Consider the following 5755-nt stretch of genomic DNA (forward strand, 5'->3'; position numbering starts at 1 on the left):
CCTCCCGACCGCCCCTTTGGATCCCACCCCGCACCGCGACCGCACCTCACCCCTCCCCAGCCTCGTCGCTGGCACCCTCCGCTACGCTCCGGGAGCCAGCGACTCCCTCGCGCGTGCGACTCACGCCCGCAGGGCGTTCGTCGGCACGCGCCGACCGGATTCGGTCGGTCGATCAAAAAGAGGGTACTACCGATCTCGCCGCGCGCCGACCGTCCTTCTTAAGCCTCGCAGGGACGGATCCCCGCGCATGCCCACTGTCTGGCTCGTCGACCGGCAGTTCGACTCGAAGGGGCTCGTCCGACTCACGTACGCCACCGAGGACGGCGAGCGCGTCCACACGAAGGAGCTGGCCGAACAGCGGCTCGTCACGGGCGACGGGATCACCGCCGGCCGCGAGGTCGACGAGAGCGCCCTGGGCGAGACGCCCGAAGAGGAGGTCGAGCGGTTCGCGACCGAGGCGTCGAAGATGGCGGCCGACCACGACCTCGACGACCGGGTCTGACCCCGCTCTCCGCACCTCACCGCGCTCGACCGCGCAACGCCGCCCCACACAACCGAGTCCGTTAAGAGGGAACCGGCGGAACGTGTGACCGAAATGCCCAGTGGTGAGTACGACCCCGACGCCGTCGAACCGCGCTGGCAGCGGCGCTGGGTCGACGAGGAGACGTACGCCTACTCCGACGACGACCCGGTCGATCCGAACACCGTCTTCTCCATCGACACGCCCCCGCCGACGGTATCGGGGAGCCTCCACATGGGCCACCTGTACGGGTTCACCCTCCAGGACTTCGTCGCGCGCTTCGAGCGCATGAACGGCGGCGAGACGTTCTTCCCGTTCGGCTACGACGACAACGGGATCGCCTCCGAGCGGCTCACCGAGGACGAGCTCGACATCCGCCACCAGGAGTTCGAGCGGCGCGAGTTCCAGGCGAAGTGCCGGGAGGTCTGTGCCGACTACGAGCAGCAGTTCACCGAGAACGTCCAGTCGCTCGGGGTGTCGGTGGACTGGAACCACACGTACCAGACCATCGAGCCGCGCGTCCAGCGCGTCTCCCAGCTCTCGTTCGTCGACCTCTACGAGCAGGGCCGCGAGTACCGCGAGAAGGCGCCCGCGATCTGGTGTCCCGAGTGCGAGACCGCCATCTCGCAGGTCGAGACCGAGGACGACGAGCAGGGCAGCCACTTCAACGACATCGCCTTCCCCGTCGCGGGCGGCGACGGCGAGACCTTCACCATCTCGACGACGCGCCCCGAGCTCCTTCCCGCCTGCGTCGCCGTCTTCGTCCACCCGGACGACGACGAGAACCAGCACCTCGTCGGCGAGTCCGCCGAGGTCCCGCTGTTCGGCCACGAGGTGCCGATCATCGCCGACGAGCGCGTCGACATGGAGACGGGCTCCGGCATCGTGATGTGCTGTACGTTCGGCGACCAGAACGACATCGAGTGGTACCAGGTCCACGACCTGGACCTGCGCGTCGCCATCGACGAGTCCGGGCACATGACCGACGTCGCGGAGGAGTACGAGGGGCTCCACGCCGACGAGGCCGGCGAGGCCATCGTCGAGGACCTCGACGAGGCGGGCGCGCTGCTCGACCGCCGCGACATCACCCACACGGTCAACGTCCACGAGCGCTGCGGGACGAGCGTCGAGTTCCTCGTCACCGAGCAGTGGTACATCGAGATGCTCGACAAGACCGACGAGTACCTCGAGGTCGGCCGGGAGATGGACTGGTCGCCCGAGAAGATGTTCACCCGGTACGAACACTGGGTCGAGGGGCTCCAGTGGGACTGGCTCATCTCCCGCCAGCGCTCGTCGGGCATCCCGTTCCCGGTGTGGTACTGCGCCGACTGCGGCGAGGCGGTCATCGCCGACAAGGCCGACCTGCCGGTCGACCCGCTCTCCGACGACCCGCCCGCCGACGCCTGTCCCGAGTGCGGGCACGACGAGTTCGAGCCGGAGGACGACGTGCTCGACACGTGGGCCACCTCCAGCCTGACGCCGCTCATCAACGCCGGCTGGGACTGGGACGAGGCGGCCGGGGAGTTCACGATGGAGCGCCCGGAGCTGTATCAGTTCGACCTCCGGCCGCAGGGCCACGACATCATCAGCTTCTGGCTGTTCCACACGATCGTCAAGTGCTACGAGCACACCGGCGAGGTCCCGTTCGAGGAGACGATGATCAACGGTCACGTGCTCGACGAGAACCGCGAGAAGATGTCGAAGTCGGTCGGCAACGTCGTCGAGCCCGAGGCCGTGCTGGAGGAGTTCCCGGTCGACGCCACGCGCTACTGGGCGGCCGGCACCGCCGTCGGCGACGACTTCCCCTTCAAGAAGAAGGACCTCCGCGCGGGCGAGAAGCTGATCCGGAAGCTGTGGAACGCCTCGAAGCTCGTCGAGTCGCTCGCGCCGGAGCCGTTCCCGGCCGAGCCGGACGACGAGCTCCGCGAGCTCGACCGCTGGCTGCTCGCCGAGCTCGACGCCGAGGTCGAGCGGCTCACCGACCTCCTCGACGACCGCGCGTTCTCGAAGGCGCGCGACGAGCTCCGGAGCTTCTTCTGGAACACGTTCTGCGACGACTACCTCGAGATCGCGAAACAGCGCGAGGACGACGCGGCCGCGTACACGCTCCGCGCCGCGCACCGCCGGTTCCTGAAGCTGTTCGCGCCCCTCCTCGCGCACGTCACCGAGGAGCTGTGGCACGATATGTACGCCGGCGACGCGGCGGCGGCCGGGCTCGCGGGCGGCGCGACCGACTCGGTTCACCTCACCGACTGGCCCGAGCCGCTGGGGATCGAGGCCGACCGCGACGCCGGGACCGCCGCGACCGCGGTCGTCGGCGCGCTCCGCAAGTACAAGAGCGAGAACCAGCTCCCCCTCACCGCCGCGCTCGACGCGGTGGAGGTGTACGCCGACGTGCGCGGGTTCGAGGACGACATCACCGGCGTGATGCACGTCGACGACCTCGCGGTCCACCCGGACGGCGACGCGCCCGTCGAGACGGTGATCACGGGGATCGACCTCGACTACGCCACCGTCGGCCCGAAGTACGGCGACCAGGTCGGCGACATCGAGGCCGCCCTGGCTCAGGAGGAGTACGAACTCGACGGCGACGAGCTTCACGTCGCCGGCGTCACGCTCGTCGGCGACGAGTTCACGGTCGAGGAAGAACGTCAGTATCAGGACGAGGGGGAGCTGCTCCAGGCGGACGGCGTCGTCGTCATCGTTCGCAACGACGCGTAACCGCGCCTCTCCTTCTCGTATTCGACTCGATTACAGATCGGCGCCGACGGCGTCTCCGACCGAGTCGAACCCGTCCCGTTCGAGCAGTTCGAGCAGCCCTTCGTTGATATCGCGTGCGAGCCCCGGTCCCTCGTAGACGAGCCCGGTGTACAGCTGGACGAGCGAGGCGCCCGCCCGTATCTTCTCGTAGGCGCCCGCGGCGTCCGAGACGCCGCCCACGCCGATCACGGGCACGTCGGTGCGCTCCGCGACGAACCGCACCCGCTCCGTCGCGAGCGACTCGATCGGCTTCCCCGAGAGGCCGCCGCGTTCGGCCCGGTTGTGGCTCCGCAGCGAGTCCGGCCGCGACGTCGTCGTGTTGGTCGCGATGACGCCGTCGAGGTCGAGGTCGTCGACGACGCCGAGCGCGTCCTCGACCGCCGGCTCCGGGAGGTCCGGGGAGAGCTTCACGAGGAGCGGGTCCGCGCCGGCGCCGTCGAGGGTCCCGAGGATGCGCTCTAAGGCCTCGCGGTTCTGGAGTTCGCGGAGCCCCGGCGTGTTCGGGCTGGAGACGTTGACGACGAAGTAGTCGCCCGCGTCCGCGACGCGCTCGTACGTGTAGCGGTAGTCGTCGGGGGCCTCGGCCAGCGGCGTCGACTTCGACTTCCCGATATTGATCCCGACCGGCACGTCCGGGAGCGGGTCGCGGTCGAGGCGCTCCCCGACGCGGTCGGCGCCCTCGTTGTTGAACCCCATCCGGTTGACGAGCGCCTCGTCCGCCTTCAGTCGGAACAGCCGCGGTCGCGGGTTCCCGGGCTGCCGCTCGGCGGTCACGCCGCCGACCTCCACGTGGCCGAATCCGAGCGACGCCAGCGCTCGCGGGACGTGCGCGTTCTTGTCGAACCCGGCCGCGACGCCCACCGGGTTCGGGAACGACGACCCGAACGCGTCGACCGCGAGCCGCTCGTCGTCGACCGCGTACCGCTCGGCGAGCGCGGCGGCGACCGGCGTCCCCTGGACGCCGCCGAGCAGTCGATGCACCAGTCCATGTGCGGTCTCGGGTGGAAGCCGGAACAGCGCCGGCTTCAACAGGTCGTACGCGCCCATCGTCTGGGCCTCGTCACGAGCGACAATCAATCCGCCGACCGCGGTCCGCGTCGCGGCCGCTCGCGGGCATCGATCCGGTGAAACCCCGCGGTCCGTCTCAGAAGTCGTGTTCCAGCTTCTCCGGGTTGGCGTCCGCTTTCTGGATGATTATCTTCCCGTCTCGGACCCGGACGAACACCTCGTCGCCGATCTCCATGCCGGCGACGGCGAGTTCGTCCTCGTGGAGGTTCACGTGGACGTTGTGGTACTCCCCCTCGTCGTCCTTGGCGCCACTGGGGCTGAGCTTCTTTTTACGGACCATCGCGGGTGTGTTGTCGCATGTCGCCATAGCAGACACATAAGTGTTGTTTACCCGCAGTCGGCGGGAGTCCCAGACTGCGCGCGTGCGTCGACGTGACCCGGAACGGACATTGAGGCGCCGTCCGCGCTCTGCGGGGTGACCCGAGCCGTCACGCGGGCCGCGAATCGACGGCCGGCCGGAGCGAACGCCTCATCGCGAACTGGTGTCCGCCTCCCGTCTCGCGTCGCAGAGAGCGAAAATCGCAACCAGCGACCGGGATAGTATATAAAAATTGTGGCGTGCAGCTTTCATTTCCCCGATATATTTATTACAGACTGTGTGCTGGTGTCACACGGAGGCAAAACCATGGTACGTGAAGACGGTAAGCGAAACTTTGCCCTTCGGGAGGAAGACGGATCGGAACCGAGCGAGTTCTCGGGCAACATGCCGCGTCAGGCGGCGCTGAAGGCAGCTCGGACGCTCGACCCGGCGCCCTCGGAGGAGGAGGCCGAGCGAACGACGCTCCGCCTCCGCGAGAAGGGGACGCAGAAGGTCCACGAGTACGAGGGCTGGGCGTGGAAGGACGGCGCCCCGGAGGTGGACGACGCCGACGACGACTTCTGGCTCAACGACCTCGACAACATCACCAAAGCCAACGTCTCGAAGCAGGGCATCGAGTACCTCGACGAGGAGTAGTTCCCCGGGCACTCCGATCCCGATCTCTCGTTTTAGCCGCCGGTCGACCGGAACGCTTCGGGCATGATCACCGTTGCGCCGCAGAGTGACCGCCCCGAACAGTCGCGTCGCCGGTTCGATCGGATCCGGTCAGTTCCCTTCTCTCGGCATGAAACCGCATGACGTGGCGCCGATGGTTCGACGGGGTTAAGTACAACCCGGGCATTCGAAGAAATGCGAAGAACGCATCGCGGACTCGGGCCGTTCAACCCGGCCCGGTTTCGTTGGACCCGTACCGTTCCGATGGGTTTATGACCCGTCGTCCGGTACGTTCAGGTCCGCGAAGGATGAGGATCACGCCCCCTGCGCTCCGGCGTAAGCGGTGATCTGATGTGAGCCGTGGTCGTTCGGTGCCATCCAAGCCGTTGGCTGGCCCGGACACCACACAGACCAATGCAATGGTGTGTCAACAC

Annotated in this window: 5 protein-coding genes; 3 read left to right on the top strand and 2 right to left on the bottom strand. The window is 67.9% G+C overall.

Annotated elements, in window-relative coordinates; translation table 11 throughout:
- Nucleotides 1-247 precede the first annotated feature (247 nt).
- On the top strand, nt 248-502 hold the full coding sequence (locus EXE48_RS18000) for a DUF7967 family protein (RefSeq protein ID WP_053770246.1): 255 nt from the start codon (nt 248-250) through the stop codon (nt 500-502).
- Nucleotides 503-595: 93 nt separating this feature from the next.
- Nucleotides 596-3241 carry a valine--tRNA ligase gene (locus EXE48_RS18005; RefSeq protein WP_137712152.1) on the top strand — a complete coding sequence of 882 codons (2646 nt, stop codon included), beginning with the start codon at nt 596-598 and terminating at the stop codon, nt 3239-3241.
- Between the two features lie 30 nt (nt 3242-3271).
- Here EXE48_RS18005 and EXE48_RS18010 read toward each other — a convergent pair whose 3' ends face one another.
- Complete coding sequence (locus EXE48_RS18010; protein ID WP_137712153.1) at nt 3272-4327, bottom strand: quinone-dependent dihydroorotate dehydrogenase; 1056 nt, start codon at nt 4325-4327, stop codon at nt 3272-3274.
- Between the two features lie 97 nt (nt 4328-4424).
- The gene (locus tag EXE48_RS18015) at nt 4425-4628 is read right to left on the bottom strand and encodes a hypothetical protein (protein ID WP_137705117.1); all 204 of its coding nucleotides are present in this window, start codon (nt 4626-4628) and stop codon (nt 4425-4427) included.
- A 345-nt stretch (nt 4629-4973) separates the two neighbouring features.
- On the opposite strand from EXE48_RS18015, the gene EXE48_RS18020 reads away from it, so the two are divergent.
- Nucleotides 4974-5303: a non-histone chromosomal MC1 family protein gene (locus tag EXE48_RS18020; protein ID WP_053770243.1), complete on the top strand. Its 330-nt coding sequence runs from the start codon at nt 4974-4976 to the stop codon at nt 5301-5303.
- Nucleotides 5304-5755 lie beyond the last annotated feature (452 nt).

Origin of the sequence: Halorubrum sp. ASP1, from assembly GCF_005435135.1 — an archaeon.
Lineage (GTDB): Archaea > Halobacteriota > Halobacteria > Halobacteriales > Haloferacaceae > Halorubrum > Halorubrum tropicale.